Annotated in this window: 20 protein-coding genes; 11 read left to right on the plus strand and 9 right to left on the minus strand. The window is 71.6% G+C overall.

Going from position 1 to position 20739, the window contains the following annotated elements:
* The first annotated feature begins 5 nt into the window (after positions 1-5).
* Positions 6-1337, plus strand: coding sequence for a hypothetical protein (locus ACFVWD_RS12600; protein WP_389595617.1), 1332 nt, complete (start codon positions 6-8; stop codon positions 1335-1337).
* Between the two features lie 27 nt (positions 1338-1364).
* On the opposite strand, the gene ACFVWD_RS12605 is transcribed toward ACFVWD_RS12600, so the two are convergent.
* The 3 genes from ACFVWD_RS12605 to ACFVWD_RS12615 form a co-directional block, all read right to left on the minus strand.
* Positions 1365-1838, minus strand: a complete 474-nt coding sequence (locus ACFVWD_RS12605; protein ID WP_101403471.1) for a carboxymuconolactone decarboxylase family protein — start codon at positions 1836-1838, stop codon at positions 1365-1367.
* A gap of 129 nt (positions 1839-1967) precedes the next feature.
* A complete protein-coding gene (gene rfbB / locus ACFVWD_RS12610) occupies positions 1968-2960 on the minus strand; it encodes a dTDP-glucose 4,6-dehydratase (protein ID WP_389595619.1) in 993 nt (330 codons plus the stop codon).
* Positions 2957-4024, minus strand: a complete 1068-nt coding sequence (locus ACFVWD_RS12615) for a glucose-1-phosphate thymidylyltransferase (protein ID WP_389595620.1) — start codon at positions 4022-4024, stop codon at positions 2957-2959. Before ACFVWD_RS12615 ends, rfbB begins: the two co-directional genes overlap by 4 nt.
* A gap of 166 nt (positions 4025-4190) precedes the next feature.
* Between ACFVWD_RS12615 and ACFVWD_RS12620 the strand changes: the two genes are divergently transcribed.
* The gene (locus ACFVWD_RS12620) at positions 4191-4613 is read left to right on the plus strand and encodes an ester cyclase (RefSeq protein ID WP_067383410.1); all 423 of its coding nucleotides are present in this window, start codon (positions 4191-4193) and stop codon (positions 4611-4613) included.
* Between the two features lie 133 nt (positions 4614-4746).
* Here ACFVWD_RS12620 and ACFVWD_RS12625 read toward each other — a convergent pair whose 3' ends face one another.
* A complete protein-coding gene (locus tag ACFVWD_RS12625; protein ID WP_389595622.1) occupies positions 4747-5712 on the minus strand; it encodes a Gfo/Idh/MocA family protein in 966 nt (321 codons plus the stop codon).
* Between the two features lie 35 nt (positions 5713-5747).
* Positions 5748-7148: an NDP-hexose 2,3-dehydratase family protein gene (locus ACFVWD_RS12630; protein ID WP_389595623.1), complete on the minus strand. Its 1401-nt coding sequence runs from the start codon at positions 7146-7148 to the stop codon at positions 5748-5750.
* A gap of 194 nt (positions 7149-7342) precedes the next feature.
* Here ACFVWD_RS12630 and ACFVWD_RS12635 point away from each other — a divergent pair, with 194 nt between their 5' ends.
* From ACFVWD_RS12635 to ACFVWD_RS12660, 6 genes are all read left to right on the plus strand, one after another.
* Positions 7343-8527, plus strand: coding sequence for a glycosyltransferase (locus ACFVWD_RS12635; RefSeq protein ID WP_389595625.1), 1185 nt, complete (start codon positions 7343-7345; stop codon positions 8525-8527).
* A 1438-nt stretch (positions 8528-9965) separates the two neighbouring features.
* Positions 9966-10628, plus strand: coding sequence for a hydrolase (locus tag ACFVWD_RS12640; protein WP_389595627.1), 663 nt, complete (start codon positions 9966-9968; stop codon positions 10626-10628).
* Positions 10629-11017: 389 nt separating this feature from the next.
* Complete coding sequence (locus tag ACFVWD_RS12645) at positions 11018-11638, plus strand: YoaK family protein (RefSeq protein ID WP_389595656.1); 621 nt, start codon at positions 11018-11020, stop codon at positions 11636-11638.
* 92 nt (positions 11639-11730) lie between these two features.
* Positions 11731-13620, plus strand: a complete 1890-nt coding sequence (locus ACFVWD_RS12650; RefSeq protein WP_389595628.1) for an amidohydrolase — start codon at positions 11731-11733, stop codon at positions 13618-13620.
* 63 nt (positions 13621-13683) lie between these two features.
* The gene (locus ACFVWD_RS12655) at positions 13684-14178 is read left to right on the plus strand and encodes a DoxX family protein (RefSeq protein ID WP_389595629.1); all 495 of its coding nucleotides are present in this window, start codon (positions 13684-13686) and stop codon (positions 14176-14178) included.
* 42 nt (positions 14179-14220) lie between these two features.
* Entirely contained in the window at positions 14221-14751 is a 531-nt protein-coding gene (locus ACFVWD_RS12660; RefSeq protein ID WP_205522497.1) for a MarR family winged helix-turn-helix transcriptional regulator, read from the plus strand.
* A gap of 77 nt (positions 14752-14828) precedes the next feature.
* Here ACFVWD_RS12660 and ACFVWD_RS12665 read toward each other — a convergent pair whose 3' ends face one another.
* The 3 genes from ACFVWD_RS12665 to ACFVWD_RS12675 form a co-directional block, all read right to left on the minus strand.
* Positions 14829-15308: a MarR family winged helix-turn-helix transcriptional regulator gene (locus ACFVWD_RS12665; protein WP_389595631.1), complete on the minus strand. Its 480-nt coding sequence runs from the start codon at positions 15306-15308 to the stop codon at positions 14829-14831.
* Between the two features lie 372 nt (positions 15309-15680).
* Positions 15681-16031, minus strand: coding sequence for a transposase (locus ACFVWD_RS12670; RefSeq protein ID WP_389595633.1), 351 nt, complete (start codon positions 16029-16031; stop codon positions 15681-15683).
* Positions 16032-16054: 23 nt separating this feature from the next.
* On the minus strand, positions 16055-17677 hold the full coding sequence (locus ACFVWD_RS12675) for a condensation domain-containing protein (RefSeq protein WP_389595635.1): 1623 nt from the start codon (positions 17675-17677) through the stop codon (positions 16055-16057).
* 173 nt (positions 17678-17850) lie between these two features.
* Here ACFVWD_RS12675 and ACFVWD_RS12680 point away from each other — a divergent pair, with 173 nt between their 5' ends.
* Positions 17851-18456: a TetR/AcrR family transcriptional regulator gene (locus ACFVWD_RS12680; protein ID WP_389595637.1), complete on the plus strand. Its 606-nt coding sequence runs from the start codon at positions 17851-17853 to the stop codon at positions 18454-18456.
* A gap of 198 nt (positions 18457-18654) precedes the next feature.
* Here ACFVWD_RS12680 and ACFVWD_RS12685 read toward each other — a convergent pair whose 3' ends face one another.
* On the minus strand, positions 18655-19116 hold the full coding sequence (locus tag ACFVWD_RS12685) for a DUF2871 domain-containing protein (protein WP_143610907.1): 462 nt from the start codon (positions 19114-19116) through the stop codon (positions 18655-18657).
* A 207-nt stretch (positions 19117-19323) separates the two neighbouring features.
* Here ACFVWD_RS12685 and ACFVWD_RS12690 point away from each other — a divergent pair, with 207 nt between their 5' ends.
* Together ACFVWD_RS12690 and ACFVWD_RS12695 are read left to right on the plus strand one after the other, a co-directional pair.
* Entirely contained in the window at positions 19324-19461 is a 138-nt protein-coding gene (locus ACFVWD_RS12690) for a hypothetical protein (protein ID WP_389595639.1), read from the plus strand.
* Between the two features lie 242 nt (positions 19462-19703).
* Complete coding sequence (locus tag ACFVWD_RS12695; RefSeq protein WP_389595641.1) at positions 19704-20480, plus strand: hypothetical protein; 777 nt, start codon at positions 19704-19706, stop codon at positions 20478-20480.
* Positions 20481-20739 lie beyond the last annotated feature (259 nt).

A 20739-nucleotide genomic window follows, 5' to 3' on the forward strand; every position in this document is an offset into this window, starting at 1 on the left:
CCGTGGTGTGTGCAGTGGTACTGGCGGCGGCCGGGGCAGGCGCCGTCGCCCTGAAGACCCGTCACCCGGCGCAGGCGCCCGGGGCCGTGCTGACGTTCCGGTCCGTGCTGAACACGTTCTACCTGCCGCGCTACACCGCGCCCGGCCATGCCCCCTGGGCCCCCGAATACCGGATCCGCCTGGCGGCGGCCGCGGCCCCGTCCGGAGGGAGCCAGGGGTCCGCCAGGCAGGTCGAGGCGGATTTCGACCTGTCCGTCTTCAAGGGGAAGGCCGACATCTGGGGGGAGAACAAGGGCTACGGCTGCGCCCGGTCGGGCTTTCGTGTGACCTGCGCGCTGCAGGACATCAAGTACGGGGAGGGAGCCGATTTCCTTCCCTTCCAGGTGAAGCCGAAGCCCGGTACGGCCCCCGGCCCGGCCGGATCCATCGTGGTGACCGTGCACAGCGCCGACGCGCCCACCATCCGGCACACCACCCGTGTGAGGGTCGGCTCGCCGTATCTGACCACCCGGAACAGGAAACTGACGGGGGTGCGCCCCGGCGGCGAGGTGCGGCTGACACCCGCCTTCGGCAACCGGGGGGACACCGGTGTCGACGGTGGCATCACCGTCATGGTGGTGGCGGACGGCAGCACCCTGCTGCCCCGGTACGGCAACTGCCGCTACAACAAGGCGGCAGCGGCCACCGAGGCACAGTGCGACTTTCCCGGCCCGCTGCCCGCGGGGACGGCGTACGAGACGGACCATCCGGTCACCGCCGTGACCGGCCAGGACACGAGGAGCGGCAGCCTGCACTACAGCGTGTGGCCCACCGCCGATATCGACGGTCCGTCACAACTTCCCGGGCGGGCTGTGCGCGGCACCGGTGAAGTGCTGCGGCTTCGGCCGGTGGACGGCGGCGCGTTCACCGGGAGCGAGTCGCGCAGGAGCCGGGGAGCCGCCGGGGCACTGGACTTCGAGACCACGCGGGTCGACGACGTGGAGGCCGTCGGCTTCACCATCCGGGGCGGGGTGGGCGAGGAGGTCCGGACCGAGGTGCCGTATCCGAGGGGCTACCGGGGCGACACGATGTGGGTGACGCTCCCCGACGGCGTCAGCCTCGTCACCCGGCCACCGCAAGACCTGCAGAGCGAGGACTCCTACTGCCGAAAGGGCCCGGCGAAGGGCGGTCCCGTCGCCTGCGGACCGGGGGCCGAGCCCTACGCCGTCGTCCTGCTGGTGCGTATCGACAAGCGCGTCGAGGGGGCCCGCGGCAGCGTCACGGTCCCGCCCGGTCCCGCCGCCGACCCGGACCAGGACAACAACACAGCCCCGGTGACCGTGGAGTACAGCCCGTGACCGTCCCGTGCCGCAGCGGGCGCCCGGTCATCCGAACTGGCCGGGCTGGTAGTCGCCGGCGGGCTGCCGGACGAGGACGTTGACACGGTTGTAGGCGTTGATGAGGGCGATGAGGGAGACCAGCGCGGCGAGCTGGTCCTCGTCGTAGTGCTTGGCGGCGTTCGCCCAGGCCTCGTCCGTGACCCCGCCGGCCGCATCGGCGATGCGGGTGCCCTGTTCGGTCAGCTCCAGGGCGGCGCGCTCGGCGTCGGTGAAGACCGTGGCCTCCCGCCAGGCCGCGACCAGGTGGAGGCGCACCGGGGTCTCCCCGGCGTGCGCGGCGTCCTTGGTGTGCATGTCGGTGCAGAAACCGCAGCCGTTGATCTGACTGGCGCGGATCTTCACCAGCTCCTGCGTCGCGGCCGGCAGCGTGGAGTCCGAGACCGCCTTGCCTGCCGAGTTGATGTGCCTCAGGACCTTGCCTGCGACCGGGTTGCCGAAGAGGTTCAAGCGGGCATCCATGGTGAGCTCCTGTGCCGTTGCCGGTGGTTACACCTCCCTGACGGACCAGCCCGGCAGGATGTGACAGCACCGGAAAAAATGCCCGTCTTCTCCAGGCCCGGTCCCGCCCCCTGGGGCGCGCTCACCGGCTCACAGGGCGGCCTTGTGCTTCAGGGGTTCCCACCAGGTGCGGTGGTCGCGGTACCAGGCGAAGGTCTCGGCCAGGCCCTGGGCGAAGTCCTTGCGGGGGCGGTAGCCGAGCTCGCGGGAGATCTTCGTGCAGTCCACCGAGTAGCGCAGGTCGTGGCCGAGCCGGTCGGGCACGTGCTCGACGCTGTCCCAGGCCGCCCCGGCGAGGTCGAGCAGCAGGGTGGTCAGTTCCTTGTTGCTCAGCTCGGTGCCGCCGCCGATGTTGTACACCTCGCCCGGCCGGCCGCCGGTGCGCACCAGTTCCAGGCCCTGCACGTGGTCGTCGATGTGCAGCCAGTCCCGGACGTTGAGCCCCTCCCCGTACAGCGGGACGCGGTGTCCGTCGAGGAGGTTGGTGACGAACAGGGGGATGACCTTCTCGGGGAAGTGGTGGTGGCCGTAGTTGTTGGAGCAGCGGGTCACCCGGACGTCCAGGCCGTGGGTGCGGTGGTAGGAGAGGGCGACGAGGTCGGAGGAGGCCTTGGAGGCGGCGTAGGGGGAGTTGGGGCGCAGCGGGTCGCTCTCGGGCCAGGAGCCCTCGGCCAGGGAGCCGTAGACCTCGTCGGTGGAGACGTGCAGGAAGCGCGCCGGGCCGCCGGGCCGGCGCAGCGCGGCGTCCAGCAGGGTCTGGGTGCCCAGCACGTTGGTGGTGATGAACTCGGCGGCGCCGAGGATGGAGCGGTCGACGTGGGACTCGGCGGCGAAGTGCACGATCTGCTCGTGGCCGGCGACGAGTTCGGCCACGAGGCGGGTGTCGCAGATGTCGCCATGGACGAAGCGGAAGGCGGGGTGGGAGCGGACCGGGTCGAGGTTGGCGGGGTTGCCGGCGTAGGTGAGTTTGTCCAGGACGGTGATCTCGACGTCGCCGGGGCCTGCCGGGCCGAGCAGGGTGCGTACGTAGTGCGAGCCGATGAACCCCGCTCCGCCGGTGACGAGGATGTGTGTGGTGGTCATGACGATATCTGCACCTTGCTGTGGTCGCCGAGGATGAGCCGGTGGGCGGCGGGGACCCGGGGTGCGGGGGTCACCTCCACGTTGCGTCCGATGATCGAGGCCTCCACGCGGCGGGCGCCGCGCACCGAGGAGCCGTCCAGGACGATGGAGAACTCGATCTCGCTGTCGGTGATGCGGCAGTCGCGGGAGATGGAGGTGAACGGGCCGACGTAGGAGTCGGCGATCACGCTGCCGGTGCCGATGACGGCCGGGCCCACGATGCGCGAGCCGCTCACCCGGGCGCCCTCGTCGATCTGCACCCGCCCGATGATCTCGCTGGCGTCGTCGACGTCGCCCTCGATGTGCGGCTCGGTGTGCTCCAGGACGGAGCGGTTGACCTCCAGCATGTCGCCGACGTTCCCGGTGTCCTTCCAGTAGCCGGAGATCGTCGTGGAGCGTACGTCGCGCTGCTGGTCGATGAGCCACTGCAGGGCGTGGGTGATCTCCAGTTCGCCGCGCCAGGAGGGCGTGATGGCGCGGACGGCCTCGTGCACGGCCGGGGTGAACAGGTAGACGCCGACCAGCGCGAGGTCGCTCTTGGGGGCCTTGGGCTTCTCCTCCAGCCCTATGACCCGTCCGTCCGCGCCGAATTCGGCGACCCCGAACTGGCGCGGGTCGGGGACCTGGGTGAGCAGGATCTGGGCGGCGGGCCGCTGCGCGCGGAAGGCGTCGACGAGGGAGGAGATGCCGCCCACGATGAAGTTGTCGCCCAGGTACATGACGAAGTCGTCGTCGGCGAGGAAGTCGCGGGCGATGATGACGGCGTGGGCCAGGCCCAGCGGCGCGTCCTGGGGGATGTAGGTGACGGTGAGGCCGAACTTGGAGCCGTCGCCGACGGCTTGCATGATCTCGTCGGCGGTGTCCCCGACGACGATCCCGACCTCGGTGATGCCCGCGTCCGCGATCGCTTCCAGGCCGTAGAAGAGCACCGGCTTGTTGGCCACGGGCACCAGCTGTTTGGCGGATGTGTGGGTGAGGGGGCGCAGGCGGGTTCCGGCCCCGCCGGAGAGTACGAGAGCCTTCATGGAGGTGAGGCTAGGAGCGGGCACTTGAGCCGGGATGGGGGATGGGCCGCGCCCACAGGCCCCCTCCAGGGCGGCTCGAGAGGCGGTGGGGATCCTCGGGTGACACGGCGGGGCGGGCGGCTGCGCCTGCCCGCTTCGGTGACGCGAGCCCAGGAAGGCTTGAGGCATGGCAGACAACCACCGTGAACTCGTCCAGCGCTTCGTCGACATGATCAACGCTCATGACGTGAGCACCATGAGCGAGCACACCGCGCCCGGGCACATCGACCACAACCCGGTCGTGGAGGACGGCATCGAGGCGAACACGGCGTTCTGGGAGCAGATCTTCGCCGCGTTCCCCGACGTCAAGGTCGTCACCCACGACCTGGTCGTGGAGGGGGACCGCATCGCCGGGCGTTTCGAGTACTCGGGCACCCACCAGGGCACGTTCTTCGGCGTCGAGGCCACCGGGCGGCCGCTGAACTTCCAGTCGATCGACTTCTGGCGGGTCGAGGACGGGCTGCTGGCCGAGCACTGGGACCAGCTGGACATGGCGGGGCTGTTCCGCCAGCTCGGCGTCGACATCCACGCCGGACAGGACGGCCGGTAGCCGTCGCCGGGCAGGGGCGGGCGGCCCGGCGCGCACAAGGTGCGCACCGGGCCGCCCGTGCGTGAGCCCGTCCGCGAGTCCGTCCGTGAGCCCGTGCGTGAGCTGGTAGGGGGCCGGGCCGTCCGTGTGTTGTCTATACGGGGCCGGGGTGGGCCGCGGCCTGTTCGACGGCGTCGGTGAGCCGGGCGTGGGCGAGGAGGGCCTCGGTGTGCGGGGTGAAGTCCTCGCGGTCGAGGACGGCCCGGGCGAAGACGCCGGCGATGTTGGTGAAGTGGGCGTCCGGGGCGAGGCGCATCTCGCGGACAGTGCCGCCCTGTTCGACGTGCAGGACGGGGACGTGCTCGTCGGGGGTGCTGAAGGCGCGTTCCAGGCGCAGCCGTCCCTGGCTGCCCCACAGGTCGTAGCCGCTGCGGTAGGCGTGTTCGACGCCGTAGGCGAGCTGGGCGGTGGCCCCGGAGGCGGCGGTCAGCAGGGCGCCGCCGGCGGGCGCCGGCCCGTGCGCGGTGGCGGGGCTCACCTGGGCGCCGGCCACCCGCAGGTGCGGGCCGAGGAAGAGCTGGGCGGCGCGCAGCGGATAGGCGGCGACCTCGGGCAGGGTGCTGGCCCGCCGCAGGGTGTTGTCGGCGTCGCGGCGCAGCGGGATGCCGAACTCGGAGCCGAACAGGCGCAGTTCGCCGATCAGCCCGTCGCCGAGCAGCTGCTGGACGCGGGCGTGCTGGGAGTGGTGGAGGAACATGAAACTCTCCATCAGCAGCAGGCCGCGCTCACGGGCGAGGGACACCGCCTTGTCCGCGTCCGCGAGGCGGGCGGCGAACGGCTTCTCGCACAGCACGTGCTTGCCGGCCTGAAGGGCCCGCAGGGTCCACTCCACATGCAGTTCGGGCGGCAGCGGCAGGTAGACGGCGTCCACGTCGTCGCGCTCCAGCAGCCCGGCGTAGCCGGCCACCGGCGTGCCGCCGAACCGGCCGGTGAACGCCCGCGCCTTCGCGAGGCTGCGGCTGGCGATCGCGGTCACCTCGACGAGCGGCTGGCGGGCCATCGAGGGCAGCATGCGCCGCTCGGCGATGTCCGCGCAGCCCAGCACCCCGATCCGCAGCACCGGCCCGCCCGCTCCTCGTGTGCGCTGGGGCCCGTTCACCGGGCGTACGCCCCGCCGCGGGCCCAGGCCGCGCGCAGTGCGCTCAGCAGGGTCCGGGCCTCGATGTTGAGGTAGTTGCTGTGCCGCAGCAGGGCGGACAGCTGGCCGACGGTCACCCACAGGAAGTCCCCGGGTACGTCGACGGGGAACTCGCCGCCCACTTCCATCAGGACGTAGCGGTTGCCGGCGTGGTGGAAGCGGCCGCCCTCCTCGGACTGCACGGTGTCGTACAGCAGCGTGCCGGGATCGGCGCGCAGGACGAGGTCGAGGTAGCGGGGCCGGCGGGGCAGCGGCAGGGCCAGGGCGCGGCCGGGCTGGCACTGCACGGTGGGGCCGAGTTCGGCCACGTCCAGGACGCCGGCCTCGGAGCGGGCGTGGGCGAGCAGGTGCGGCACGCCGCCGATGCGGCGCACCAGGAACGCCGACAGGCCCTGTTCGGCCGGCGCGAGCAGGGGCTGGGTCCAGCGGGTGACCTCGCGGTTGGCGGCGGCCACGGACGCGGCGATGACGGTGAAGTGGTGGCCGCTGTCGTGGGCGATCGCGTCCTCGGTGCGCCGCCAGTTCTGCACGGCGGCCAGCGGCATGCTGGTCTGCACGAGCTCGCGGTGGGCCTTGATCTCGGTGAGCCGGTTGAGGAGGTGCTCCATGCTGTGCAGCGGGACTCCCTCGTCGGCGTACGAGGGGATCAGCGACAGCACGGTGCGGGCGTCCATGTTGACCACGTTCGACTCGCGCAGCAGCTGGTGGATCTGGCCGAGGGTCAGCCAGACGAAGTCCTCGTGCGCGGGGACGGGACCGAGGGCCTCGACCACCATGTTCCGGTTGCGTTTGCGCAGGAACCAGGAGCCCTGTTCGGACTGCAGGGAGTCGAACAGCACCCGGGAGGCGGTCCGCGGCGGGGCGAAGTACTCGATGTGGTTCACCCGGGCGCCCTTGTGCACGCCGGTGTAGTTGCTGCGGGTGGCCTGCACGGTGGGGGACAGCTGCACGGTCTCGAGGTTGCCGGGTTCCATCTTGGCCTGCATCAGGCAGTGCAGGACGCCGTCGAACTCCTTGACGACGATGCCCAGGATGCCGATCTCGGGCTGGTTGATGATCGGCTGCGACCAGGACGCGGCGTGCCCCTCCCACTCGGCGCGCACCTGCAGGCCCTCCACGGAGAAGAACCGGCCGCTGTCGTGCACGAGGTTGCCGGTGGAGTCCGCGAAACGCCAGCCGACCAGGTCGCGGAAGGGGATGCGCCGCACCTCGTAGCGGTTGGTGCGGCGCTGTTCGGCGAACCATTCGCGAAAGACCGGATTGGGCGTCACCGGGCTGTCCAGGGTCTGGGCCGACAGCGTGAAGCGCCGCCCCAGAGGGGTGAGGGCGCCCGGGGGCACCGCCTGGGTGATGGCCATCAGTCGTGACTCCTTCGCCGTGTGCCGCGCGCCCGGGGCCAGGCCGCCGCCACGACGATCCGCCAGAGCGATCGGCCGTGACTGGAGAGCGCCTCGAAACGCCCCGCACGCCCGCTCGAACCCCCGGCTCTGCCGGTGCTACATCTCCTGTCACTGCTAGACAAAGGGTGGGGGCGTCCCTACCGTGGGGCGGTATGAGAATCCTCTTTGCCAGCGCGGGCAACTTCGGGCACGTGTATCCCCTGCTTCCCTTGGCGAAGGCCGCGCGCGCCGCGGGCCACGAGGTCGCTTTCGCCACCGGCGAGCAGCTGCACCCGGCCCTGCGGGCGGCCGGCCTCGAGCCGGTGGCGGCGGGCCGCTCGGTTCCCGAGGCGTTCATGGAAGCAGTACGCGGCAGTGCCGGCCTCGAACACGGCGAGGGCGACGGCGACCTGGGCGCCCAGGACGTGCCGCCCGAGGTACTGGCCGACCTGCATGTGAAGGTGTTCGGCTCGGTGCTGCCCCGCTGGGTGGCCGCCGACCTCGCCCCCGTCCTGGCCGGCGGGAGCTTCGACCTCGTCGTCTACGAGGCGCTCAACCCCGGCGCCGCCTTCGCCGCGCACCTGGCGGGCGTGCCCGCCGTCGCGCACGGCGTGGGCGTGATGGCGATGGGCCCCGAGGAGGCCCGTATCCAGGAGGAACTGCTGGCCACCGCCGCCGACCTGGGCGTGCGCGTGCCCGGCGGCCAGCTGCTGGCCCTGGCCCGCACCTACATCGACATCTGCCCGCCCTCCCTGCAGGACCGCGGCTTCCTGGCCGCCCCGCTGCCCCGCGTCGAGCAGCGCCCCGTCGCCTACGGCGAGCCGGGCGAACTGCCCGCGGCCATCCGGGACGCGGACGGCCCCTTCGTCTACCTGACCCTGGGCACCGCACTGGGCTCGGTGGACGTCCTGCGCACGGTCATCGAGGGGCTGCTGCCGCTCGAGGTGCCGGTCCTGGTGGCCACCGGCCCGGTGGTGGACGTCGCCGACCTGGGCGAACTGCCCGAGCGGGTGGTGGCGGCCGCGTGGGTGGCCCAGCCCGAGGCGCTGAAGCGGGCGGCCCTGGTCGTCCAGCACGGTGGCGCCGGCACCACCCTGGCCGCGCTCGCGGCCGCAGTGCCCCAGCTGATCCTCCCGCAGGGCGCCGACGGACCCGCCAACGCCGCCGCCGTACGCGACGCGGGCGCGGGCGAGGTGGTCCTCGCCGCCGACCTGACGGCCGGCGCGGTCACCGCACAGGCCCGCCGCATCCTGGGCGACGAGACCTACCGCGACGCGGCCCGCAAGGTCGCCACCGAGATCGCCTCCATGCCCGCCCCCACCGAAACCGCCACCCGCCTCCCGCAGTTCACGACCTGACTCCGGCCCGGGCATCTGCCCCCGGCCTGCGGGTGTCCGGCCCCGGTCTCCGAGGGGCACCCCCGGCCTGCGGGTGTCCGGCCCCGGTCTCCGGGGACCCGCTCCAGGCCGCCGGATCCCCGGTCCGGCGTGCCCGGCCTCCGGTCCCGGATGCCCGGCCCCGGGTCCGCGGGCGCTCGATCCCACGCGTCCCGGGTGCCTGGCCCGGACCCGGCGCGCCCGGACCCGGTCTGCGGGTGTCCGGTTCCCGTCCCCGGGGCGGGACCGGCCCCCCCGGCCGGGGCCTGCGGACCGGGCCCCCGGCCGGGGCCTGCGGACCGGGCCCCCGGGGACGGAGGCAAGGCGCCCGGGGTTCCCGGCCCCGCCTCCGGGGCGCTCACCGCCACCCTCCCGAGGGAGTCCCGTCCGTAGAAAGGGAGTCCCGTCCGTAGAAGGAGTGACGCCCGCTCCGCCGCAGGACCGACTCCCGCACGCCGGGCGGGGACGGCTTCCGCTCCCGGGAGCCATCCCCTCCCCGGGGCCCTGGTCCGCCCGGCCGAGCCCGCCTCGGGTGCGTATCCCGCCCAACCCCCGGAGGGATCCGCACCCCGCCCCCCCGGGCGCCGGCCCGCCGGCCGCCCGGGCGCCGGCTCCGGTGCGCGCGTGCATTCCCCCGGCACGCGCGCACCGGACGCCCCCGCCGCCGTACGGACACGGCCGGCTTCAACCACCAGCAGCCCGGTGACCCGGTGAAGGGCGCCGCGGTCATCGTCGACGCCGTCGACGGCAACTACGGCCGGCCCGGGGTCGAAGGCCGGGGAGGCGTGCTGACCTGCATCGGCCCCATGCAGCGGTGGCGCCCGCCGACGCGGGGCTCATGTAAGCCGTAACCCAACCCAACCCAATCCGACCGGATCCACCCGTTGCCGGACGGGCTGCGTGCCACGGGAAAGTGCGATGCGTGCCGAGGGGCCCGTTGGGAACCTCTCCGGTATCCCGGCCGGCAACTGTCCGCACCCGCCAGGCGCCTGACGGCGTGTCCGCAGGTCACCACGCCGCCTTTCCGGGCGTGGTCGGGAGCCCGTGTCTCCCCGGTCCGGGTGGCCGAGCGCACCGAGTACGGCCGGCTGTCGTACGTGCGCACTCGGGGGACATGGCGAAGCCGTGGGCTCATGAGTCCGCAGGCGCGGAGTGACACCCCTCACGTGACACACCTCCCATCTGGTTCACAATTCAACTTCTTGCACGGAAGCATCTCGCGTGGAAGATTGATTGGTGTGAGCGTCCTACCCGGGGACGGGCCACCCGCCCCGGCGTGACACCCAAGGAGGCCGCGATGCCGGCATCCAAGAACCGACTGCAGGGACTGCTCGCACGGGTCGGCCGCCTCTTCGGCGGACCCGCCGGCAGACACGCCAGGCGTGTGTCCCTGCCTGTACCAGAAGAAAAGGAACCCATCATGTTCAACATCGCCAACGTCAAGGCCGCTCCCAGCCCGGACCTGCTGACTCCCGACAACTCGGTGATGCTGTTCGTCGACCACCAGCCGCAGATGTTCTTCGGTACCGGCAGTGGCGACCGCACTGCGATCGTCAATGCCACCGTTGGCCTGGCGAAGGCGGCCAAGGCGTTCGGCGTCCCGGTGGTGCTGACCACCGTGGCCGCCGAGTCGTTCTCCGGCCCGCTCCTGCCCCAGCTGGCCGAGGTCTTCCCGGGCGGGGAGATCATCGACCGCACCACGATGAATGCCTGGGAGGACAACGCGGTCGTCGAGGCGATCAAGGCCACGGGCCGCAGGAAGATCATCATCTCGGGCCTTTGGACCGAGGTGTGCCTCGTGCTCCCGGTGCTGTCCGCGCTCGGGCAGGGCTATGAGGTGTACGTGGTGGCCGACGCCTCCGGCGGCATCAGCCCGCAGGCGCACGAGCACGCCATCGAGCGCATGGTCAGTGCCGGTGCTGTGCCGGTGACCTGGATCCAGGTGCTGCTCGAGCTGCAGCGCGACTGGGCCCGTGCCGAGACGTACCTCCCTGTCATGGAGATCGTCAAGGAGCACGGCGGCGCCTACGGTCTCGGCGTCGTCTACGCCCAGTCCGTCATCGGCGCCCACGCCGCGGGCTGACCGCCGGCCCGCTGGGCCGCCGGGCCCGAGGGCGCTCCGCCCCGGGCCGGCGCCGGCCGGCCAAGCAGGACCTCGATGCGCCCGATGCCCGGGGTTTCAGCGGCGCGGAAATGATCCCGCGCCGCAGGGCGAACGCCACATGTCGCAGGCAGGCGTCGAACTGCGCGCGAGTGGCCCGAACGCCTCGTCCGCGCGGCTGCCGGCCGGGCGGACGAGGGCACTCGCGAAGATCCTGCCGCAGGGCGTCCAGCCGATACGTCGCACCACGTCTGCATGCGAGATCAACCCGAACCGGACACGGGCTGTGGCCCAAGGGAACGACAGTGAACCTCAATCATTCCTCGGCACCCGGCGCGCCGGGCGGTCGTGAGCCGCTGCTGCCGGCGCTGATGATCGTGACGGCGGTGAGCGGCCTCATCGACGCGATCAGTTATCTGGGGCTGGGACACGTCTTCACCGCCAACATGACCGGCAACGTGGTCATCATCGGCTTCGCCGCGGTCGGCGTCCCCGGCTTCTCGGTGCTCGGCTCGGTGGTGTCGCTGGTCGCCTTCCTGCTCGGAGCCGGGGTCGCCGGCCGTCTGGAAACCGTTATGCGCCGCCGCACTTCGCCGGTTTGGCTGCGCTGGATCCTGGTGCTGGAAGTAGTGCTCCTGGCCACGGCCACCACGGTCGCCTTCACCGCGAGCCGTGCGGTCCATGTGCTCATCGCCCTGATCGCATTGGCCATGGGCCTGCGCAACGGGACGGTCCGCAAACTCGCCGTACCGGATGTGACCACGACGGTGCTGACACTCACGCTGACCGGGCTGGCCTCCGACTCGACTCTGGCAGGCGGCACCAATCCGCGTGCCGGCCGCCGTCTGGTCTCGGTGCTGGCGATGCTGGCCGGCGCATTCGGGGGAGCCCTGCTCGTGCAACACACGGGGCTTGGCTGGCCCCTGCTGGTCAGCACATTCGGTACCGCTGCCGCCGCCTTGGCCGTGCCGCGCAGCTCATCCTCCCGCTGACACGCCCCGCTCACGTCCCGCCCCACTGCGGCCGCAACAGCCGCCTCACCCCTCGCACAGCTTCTGAGCACCCCCCACTGGAGATGATTTCCATGGCCACTATGCCTGTGGCTGGCCTCCCCCCTGTCAACGATGATCACGTCGCCGACCTCGTGGTCCGCAACGCCAAGGTCTACACCGGCGACCCGGTGAACCCGCAGGCCAGCGCCGTCGCCATCAAAGACGGCAAGGTCACCGTGGTCGGTGACGACAAGGACGTCGCGGGCCTGATCAGCGCCCGCACCCGGGTGGTCGACGCGCTGGGCCGCCGGGTCATCCCCGGCCTCAACGATTCTCACCTCCACGTGATCCGCGGCGGCTTGAACTACGTCCTGGAACTGCGCTGGGACGGTGTGCCCACGTTGCGCCAGGCACTGGCGATGCTGCGCGAGCAGGCCGCCCGCACCCCCAAGGGGCAGTGGGTCAGGGTGGTGGGCGGATGGTCGGCGGACCAGTTCGCCGAGAAGCGCCTGCCGACCCTGGCCGAGCTGAACGCGGCCGCGCCGGACACACCCGTTTTCGTACTGCACCTGTACCAGTCCGCCCTGATGAACCGCGCGGCGCTGAAAGCGGCCGGCTACACCAGGGCCACCCCGGACCCCAGGGGCGGGCAGATCGTGCGCGGCCGTGACGGCGAGCCGACCGGCATGCTCCTGGCCGCCCCCAGCGCGCTGATCCTCTACTCCACCCTTGCCGCGGCACCGACCCTGCAGGGAGAGGACCTGAAGACCTCCACCCGGCACTTCCTTCGCGAGCTGAACCGGTTCGGTCTCACCTCGGCCATCGACGCCGCCGGCGGTTTTCAGAACTTCCCCGACAACTACGGCACCGTCATCGACCTCGCCAAGGCCGGCCAGCTGTCGCTGCGCATCGCCTACCACCTCTTCCCGCAGACCGCGGGACAGGAGATCGACGACCTCAAGCGCTGGATGGGCATGGTCCACCCCGGGGACGGCGACGAGTGGCTCCGGCTCAACGGGGCCGGAGAGAACCTGACGTGGTCGGCAGCCGACTTCGAGAACTTCACGGAGCCCCGGCCCGAACTGGCCGCCGGCTACGAGGGGGACTTTGAGCAGGCAGTGCGGCTGCTGATGGAGAACGGCTGGGGCTTCCGACTGCACGCCACCTACGACGAGACGATCCGCCGCGACCTTACGGTCTTCGAGAAGCTCGCCGCCGAGGGTCTCTTCCCCGCCGGCAACCGCTGGCTGTTCGACCACGCGGAGACCGTCTCGGGCGACAGCCTCGACCGCATCGCCGCACTCGGCGGCGCCATGTCGATCCAGAACCGGATGTCCTTCCAGGGCGAGGCATTCGTGCGCCGCTATGGCGCCCAGGCCGCCGCAGAGGCACCGCCGGTGCGCGCCATGCTGGAGCGCGGCCTGACCGTCGGCGCCGGCACGGACGCCACCCGGGTGTCCTCCTACAACCCATGGGTCGCGCTGCACTGGCTGGTCTCCGGCCGGACCGTCGGCGATCTGACGATCTATCCGCCGGACAACCGGGTCAGCCGCGAGACCGCACTGACCATGTACACCCAGGCCGGCGCCCGGCTCACCGGAGAGCGGGACGTCAAGGGCATCCTCAGGCCCGGCTTCTACGGCGACCTCGCCGTCCTGTCCGACGACTTCCTCACCGTCCCCGAGCAGGACATCCCGCACATCGAGTCCCTGCTGACCGTCACCGGCGGCCGCATCGTCTACGCCGCCGCCGAGTACGAGGGCCTGGACGAGGCGATACCGGCGATCAGCCCGGCATGGAGCCCGGTCGCCCACTACGGGGGCTACCAGGCCACCGTCAAGCCCAGCATCTCGGGGGCGCGACAGGCCGAACTGCTCGGCCAGGCCGTCGCCGAGTCCGAACAGCACCGGCACTGGCGCGCCCGGCGCGGCTTCGCCCCCGAGGCTCCGACCGAGATCTTCGACACCTGCTTCGTGCTGTAGCCCACCGCAGCCCACCGCAGCTCATCGCTGCTGCACCAGCCACCCACGCTTGAGGAGAGTGTGATGAACACCGGACTGCTCATCCTGAGACTGGCCGTCGGCCTGCTCTTCGTCGGGCATGGGATCCAGAAGGTCAGCCACCGCCTCGGAGGCCATGGCATCGAGGGCGGAGCGGCAGAGTTCCGAGCAGACGGATTCTGCGGCGGCCGGCTCACTGCGGCCGCCGCGGGAGGCGGACAGACAGCCGCGGGACTTCTGCTGTGTGCAGGAGCGCTCACCCCCTTGGCGGCCACCATCGCAGGGGGAGTCATGACGGTCGCGGTCACGGTGAAGTGGCGCAACGGCCTCTGGGTGCAGAACAACGGCTACGAGTACCCGCTCATCCTGATGCTCCTGCCGGCCGTGCTCACGCTCACCGGACCCGGCCGCTGGTCGGTCGACCAGGCCATAGGTCTGCTTCCCTGGGCCCCATGGTGGGCAGCCGCGGCCGTCGGCCTCGGTGTTTCCAGTGGGCTGATGACCCGCGCCCTTCTCGCACAGCCGGTCCCTCACCACTGAAGCGATCAGGAACATTCGCGCCACCCGCACGTTAAGACTGTTGTGGAGCGCGAAACGAGGGGTCGGCAGGGCGAGGAACCACCGCCCCCCGCCGACAGTGGCGACGACCGAGGTGTCGAGCAGGACATTGATCGTGAACTGCTCGACTGGTGGATGCTGGTGATGCAGGGCTTCCACGCCACACATGACTCCCTCGCGAGCGAGCTGACCGATCGCTTCAACCTCGGCCCGGGCGCGGCCGAGGTCCTGGTGCGCTTGCTCAATGCCCCCAAGTACCGGATGCCGATGACACGCCTGGCACACGAGACACGTAAGTCCAGCGGCGGGTTCACCAAGGTCGGCGACCGGCTCTGCAACGCCGGTTTGACCCGGCGTATGACCTGCCAGGATGACCGACGCCTCATCTACCTCGAACTGACCGACCAGGGTAAGGACATGGCCCGGGCCATCTCCCAGCTGGTGACGCAGATCATGCGCGCCCGAGTCCTCACCCCCCTCGGACGCGACGGGTTCGCCGAGCTCGCCGATGCCATGCGTGAACTGCGTGACGCCAACGACGATCTCGGGAAGTGACGGCGCGTCTGATGCATCACACGGTCCGCCCAGCAGGACTCGCTGACCGGGGTATGTGAGGGTCCGCCCCAACCTTCTCAGAAGGTACTGCCGCCTTCATCCTGTTGGTCGACCGACCCGATAAGGGCCTCGCTGATCTCGCGCAGCTGCTCCACCTGGGCAAGGGTGAGGCGATCGAGGAAGTGAGAGCGCACGCACGCAAGCTGGAGGGGAGCTGCTGCCTGCACAGCATCTCTTCCTGTGCCGGTCAGCCTGGCGAGGACGATACGACGGCCGACAGGATCCGGTACGCGCTCCACCCAACCGTGCTCCCGTGCGCGGTCCACCAGATGGGAGAGTCTGCTTGTCGATATCCCCATCCGGCGAGCCAACTCGGTCAGGCCCAGTTGCCCGTCAGGAGCTTCCGACAGCCAAGAAAGCATCTCGTAGTGGATCTGCCACATGCCGGTCTTGCGTCGGAACTCCTGCCCGACGTGCTCAGTGAGCCAGCGTGCCGCACTGCTGAAGGAGCGCGCAGGCTGTTGCGCGTCAAGGGCGGCCGATTCGGTTATCTCCACACGGACTCCCTGAATTTGGCGATGCCGCACCGCTCTGTGTCACAGGCCGCCCCGGCAACGTGGGTCATTCGTGCAGCGGATGCGCTGATCGCGCCAGAGTCCGGCTGCACATCACACCCTTGGGCGGGTGGTCCCAGCCGTCTCAGTCCCGCAGTCGGTGACACTCGAAGTGTAATTGAATTTTGCACGATATGAGAGCGGTGTGCGCCACGTTCGCGTTCCACGCACGGCTGCCGACACACCTTCCGCCCTTGGCGGTCTGAGCGGATGCGACCCCACCCGCCAAGCGCGGCCGGCCCGGGCCGGTGCGGGGAACGTGGATCCGTTCCAGAAGAGGGCGTGCGCGGATGCTGTCGTGGCGTTGTCCTGGTGTCACCAGGATCGCGAACGGGCGGCCCGGACGATGGTGGAGTCGATCTGCACCAGCCAGTCGATGTCCCCGGCCGCATCGGCGTGGGCCCGGATCTGCTGCAGGGCCCGGGTGAACACGCCGTCCAGGGCGTAGCGGCGGAAGCGGGTGCAGGCCGTTTTCCACGGTCCGTAGCGTTCCGGCAGGTCACGCCAGGAGATCCCGGTGCGGATCTTGCAGACCATGCTGTTGATGACCTGCCGGTCCTCCACACGCGGTCGGCCCGTTGCAGCCCGCGGTATCAGCGGAGCAAGTGACTCCCACTCCTGATCGGTGAGTTCATGACGACGTATCACACGACCATGAACCACCATCCGATCATCTTCGAAGACGGACCCTAGGAGAGCGGCAGGGCGAGATCGCGCGCGCCGGCCGGGGCGGGCAGCAGGTCGTCGACCGGGGTGTGCGGGGGCGCAGCGGTCAGCGCGGCCAGCGCGGTGCGCACCTCGCGGGCCAGCCGCACGGCCCGCGTGCGGGAAAGCACCGCGGGGGCGAACTCCAGGCGCAGCAGCGGGTTTTCGCGCCAGCGCAGCACGGTCAGTGCGGCGTCCGCCGTGACGGCGCCGGCGTGCCCGTGGTGGAAGCGCGCGCTCAAGGCGCCCGCCCGCACGCTCGCGGGCAGCAGCTCGTCGCGGGCCGCGAACGTCACCGGTGTCAGGACGGGCCGGGAGCGGTCCGGGCGCACCCCGAGCTCGCGCGCCAGCTCGGCGGTGTCGAGGTCCGCGCAGCCGAGGGCCTCGCTGAACGCGCAGGCGACCCCGCGCAGGAAGTAGTCGACGCCGCCCTCCAGTTCACAGCCCACCGGCACCGTCGCCGAGCACGGCGCGAGGGTGCCCAGCAGCGCCGCCGTGGCGCGGCGCGGCACCTCGCAGCCCACCAGCAGCCGCTCCAGGCCCGCGCGCCGGCCCACGGCCAGCGCCCACGCCGCCAGCAGCACCGTGCCGTGCGGCACACCCGCCCGCCGGGCCGTCGCGTCGGCCGCGTCCCGCAGCCGCACGTCGAGGCCGACGTGCAGCCGCTCGCCGCGGACATCGAACACGGCGGGCCGCGGCGCACCCTCCGCCAGGTCCACGGCGGCGGGAAAGCCGCGCAGCCGCTCGGCCCGCGCGGCCGCCGGCGCCCGCAGCCCGCCCGGCCGGCCGGCCACCGCGGCGCGCCCCGCCGCGTCCGGCCCGGGACGCACCGCCCGCACCAGCGGGCGCCGGTGCACGGCACGGTCGTAGTCGGCGAGCAGTTCCTGCCACAGCAGCGCGGCCGACCAGCTGTCGGCCACCGCGTCGTGGTACACGAACGACAGCAGATGCGCGCCGCCGGCCAGACGGCTCAGGGCGAAAGCCAGCGGCGGCCGGCCCGGCCGGCCGACCAACTGCCGCGCCCGCGCGGCCAGATACCCGTGCACCGCCGCCACCGGGTCCCCGGCCCCGCCCGCTCCCGCCGCCTCCAGAGTGACCAGCGGCGGAGTACAGGCGGCGAGAACCCGCCGCACCGGGCCGTGCGGCGCATCCGCGAACACGGTCCGCAGGCCCTCGTGCCGCGCACCGAGGGCGGCGAGCACACGGCGCAGCGCGCCCGCGTCGAGCGGCCCGGCCAGCTCGGCACTGAGCACCCGGCACACCGCACCGGCACCCGCCTCCCGCTCGGCGGCGAGCGCCGCCGACTGCCCGGGCAGCAACGCCCGCACCGCGCCCGCGCCTGCGGGCAGCCCGGGCGCCACGGCAGGGACGGGCACGGCCCGGGCCAGTACGTCCGCCAGCGGGGCGGGACCCAGCAGCTGCGCCAGGTCCACGGCCAGGCCCAGCTGCCGGCCGGCGCGCGCCTGCAGCCGCACGGCCTGCGTGAGGCCGCCGCCCAGCGTGATGAAGGGGGAACCCGCGGCCCCGGCCGGCAGGGCGCGCCGGTCGCAGCCGATGACGTCCGCGGCCAGGTCGAGCAGCTCCTCCAGGGGAGTCGGGGTCAGCATGGGGTGGCCCTCTCTGTGGGCAGTCGTGCCCCGATCCTGGCGCCCGTGCCTCGAAGACCGCTCGAACCCGCCCCGCGCAGAGCCGCCGTTCCCGTACGGCAGCAGCCGATTTCAAAGGCAGGGACTCTATCACTGACAGCTGGATTTTCGCCGAAAGTGCTAAAGTTCGGTTCATGACGCCCCGAGAGCGACGCCTTCGCGAGCAGGCCCAGCGCCACCGGCTGATCCTCACCACAGCCCGTGAGATGGCCGAGTCCGAAGGCTGGGACCACGTCACCACACGGCGCCTGGCGGACCGTATCGAATACAGCCAGCCGGTGCTCTACCAGCACTTCAAGAACAAGGACGCCATCGTCCACGCGGTCGCCCTGGAAGGCTTCGCCGAACTCGCCGCCGCGCTGCGCACCGCCCGCGAGGAAGCCGGTGACCCGCAGGAGGCACTGGGCGCGGTCGCCCGCGCCTACGTCGACTTCGCCGAGCGCGGACCGGTCCTCTACGAGGCCATGCTCACCCTCGACCCGGGCGAGGACACCGGAGAGGACACCACCGGGGCGGCCGGCACGCCGGCGCCGCTCACGGACGTCCTCGCCGAGATCAGACAGGCCGTCGAGCCCGTCGCGGCCGGCCGCGACGGCGGGCTGCTCGCGGAGGTCCTGTGGAGCTCCTGGCACGGCCTGGCCGCCCTCACCCGGGCGGGCCGCCTGCGCCCGGATCCGGCGCGGCAGCGGCTGGCCGCCCTGACCGACGCGCTGCTGGGCCCGGCGGCCCAGCCCGTCTGACCCGGCGGGACCGGTCCGCCCGGCCCCGAACAGCAGGCCGGCCCGCCAGGTTCGGGACAGCGGCCCCTTCGTCCGCCAAGACGGCGACCCGTCCCGTCCCGGGCGGGCCGGACGCGTGCGGGCCGCAGCCGGTTCGGACCGGACTGTCGGACCGGGCTGTCGGACGGGGCTGTCGGACGGGGCTGTCGGACGGGGCTGTCAGACGGGGCTCTTGGCCGTCTCCTTCTCCTGCTCCGGCTCGGCGGGGCCCGCCCCGGCGGACTCGTTCAGCCGCTTGCCGAGCAGCACGAACAGCAGGATGAGTCCCACCGTGAGCAGGATGTGCCCGAGGCCCGCGGTCAGCAGCACCGCTTCGGGGACATGGTCGCCGAGCACGGTCTCGGTGCCGTGGACGAACATCATGGCGACGGTGATCGCGATGCCCACGTTGTAGAACCAGAAGAAGTACGTGAACAGTTTCGTCCCGGACAGGGTGAACTGCTTGTCCAGGGCGAGGACGATGAGGAAACCCATCATGCCCAGCGCGAGCAGATGGGTGTGCATGAGCGCCAGCTGGGTGTCGCCGGTGAAATCGTTGGCTTTGGTGAACTCCCGGTAATACAGCCCGGAGACCACTCCCAGGATCATGTAGACGTGTGCCGCGTAGTACGACTTCCGCATCCCCGTGCTCGCTCCCTGCCGGTCAGTGCTGGTCAATTCAGGCTCTGCCGGGGGCCATTGAAGCACTCCGGAACGAACGCTTCGCCCGATTCGGGAGATCGTTCGAGCCACTCTCGAGCAGGTTTCGAGGGCCTCTGCGACGCCCCGGGCCAGGCTGGGGCGTCGAGGTTCGTCCACGCACAGCCCACGCAGACGGAAGGCACGCGCATGAGGCACTCCCGTACGGTCGCGGCCGTCGCCGCGGTCACCGGACTCTTCCTGGCCGCCGCGGGCGCGGCGAGCGCACAGGTCACACCCGGTCCCGTCACCCCGCCGTCCCCCCAGGACCCGGAAGAGGCCGTATGACACACCGCCGCAGCGCCCCCGGCGGGAGGGGCACCCCTGCGACTCGAGAGCCGGATCAAGTGAGGTGAGGAGTACGGGGGAGTCGTGGTGCTGCCCGGCCGCCGTGGAGACCTCCGCGTCCGCGGATTTCGGCCGCTCTCCGTTTGGGGCCGCACCCTGACAAGGCGTCAGGGTCGGCTCAGGGTGGGGGCAGGGGTGTCACCGATGGTGGTCGGCGGGCGGTGGGCAGCAGGCTGATGACCATGCCGAACACCACTGCCGATCAGCCCCGCTTCCCTTTCGCCCGCCGCGCCGCGGTCTCCTTCGCGGGTGTCGTCGCCCTGACGGGGCTTGCGGGGGCGTACACGCCGAGCTTCGCGTACGCCGAGCCGCCTGCCCCCGCCGACACGGCTGCCGTCGCGCAGCCCGCGGCTGATTTCAGCGACTGCCCGGCCCTCCCCGCCGGGGTCGACCCGGCCCGCTGGAGATGCGAAGTGCACACTGCCGCACCGCGGTTGACGGTGGGCAAGGTCACCGTGGCTCTCGCTCCGATCACCATGACGCACGCCGAGGGTCCGCTCCCGGACGGCGCCGACGGGCAGGTGTGGGGTGCGATGCACAGCGCGCCGACCGCCGTTTTGGGCGGGGTGTCCGGTACGGCGCAAGGCGAGCGCGCGCGGCGGCTGAGGCTGGCGATCCAGCCGGAGTACGGCGGCCGATCCGACTTCTACACCGGGCAGTTCAGCCTGCGATTCAGGCTGATGGGCCCGCGGCTGCCGCAGGGCTGCACCATCGGCGCCGGTGCACCGGTCGACTTCCGGCTGAAGCGATCGGGCCCTTCGCAGTGGATCTCCACGAATCCGCCGCTGATCAGGTTCTCGGCGTACGACGACACCTTCGCCGCTCCTGCCGCTGAAGACTGCGGGCCGATGACCGGACCGCTCAACCGGCGGCTCGGGCTCCCGGCGCCGAGCGGCAATCTGATGACGTACGACGCGACCTACACCTTCAGGACTTACGACCAGCTCCCGGCGCGCTGACGGGCGGCACGAGACGAACACGGTCTTCGCATGAGGTGTGTGCCGCCCCGCGAGCCGGCTCCCCACGTGTCCGAAAGGCGTGCTTTGACAGCGTATAGGCGGGGAGTCATCCTGGAAACTGTGGAAACCAAATCAGTTTCCCGGGTTTCCGGGCGTGGCGGGCAGCGTGCTGACGTGATCGTGGAGGCGGCCGGCCGGCTGTTCTTCGCGCCGGGTTCCGTGCGGGTGAGCATGGACGATCTCGCCCGTGAGCTCGGGA

The sequence above is a fragment of the Streptomyces sp. NPDC058086 genome, from assembly GCF_042885015.1.
Taxonomy (GTDB): domain Bacteria; phylum Actinomycetota; class Actinomycetes; order Streptomycetales; family Streptomycetaceae; genus Streptomyces.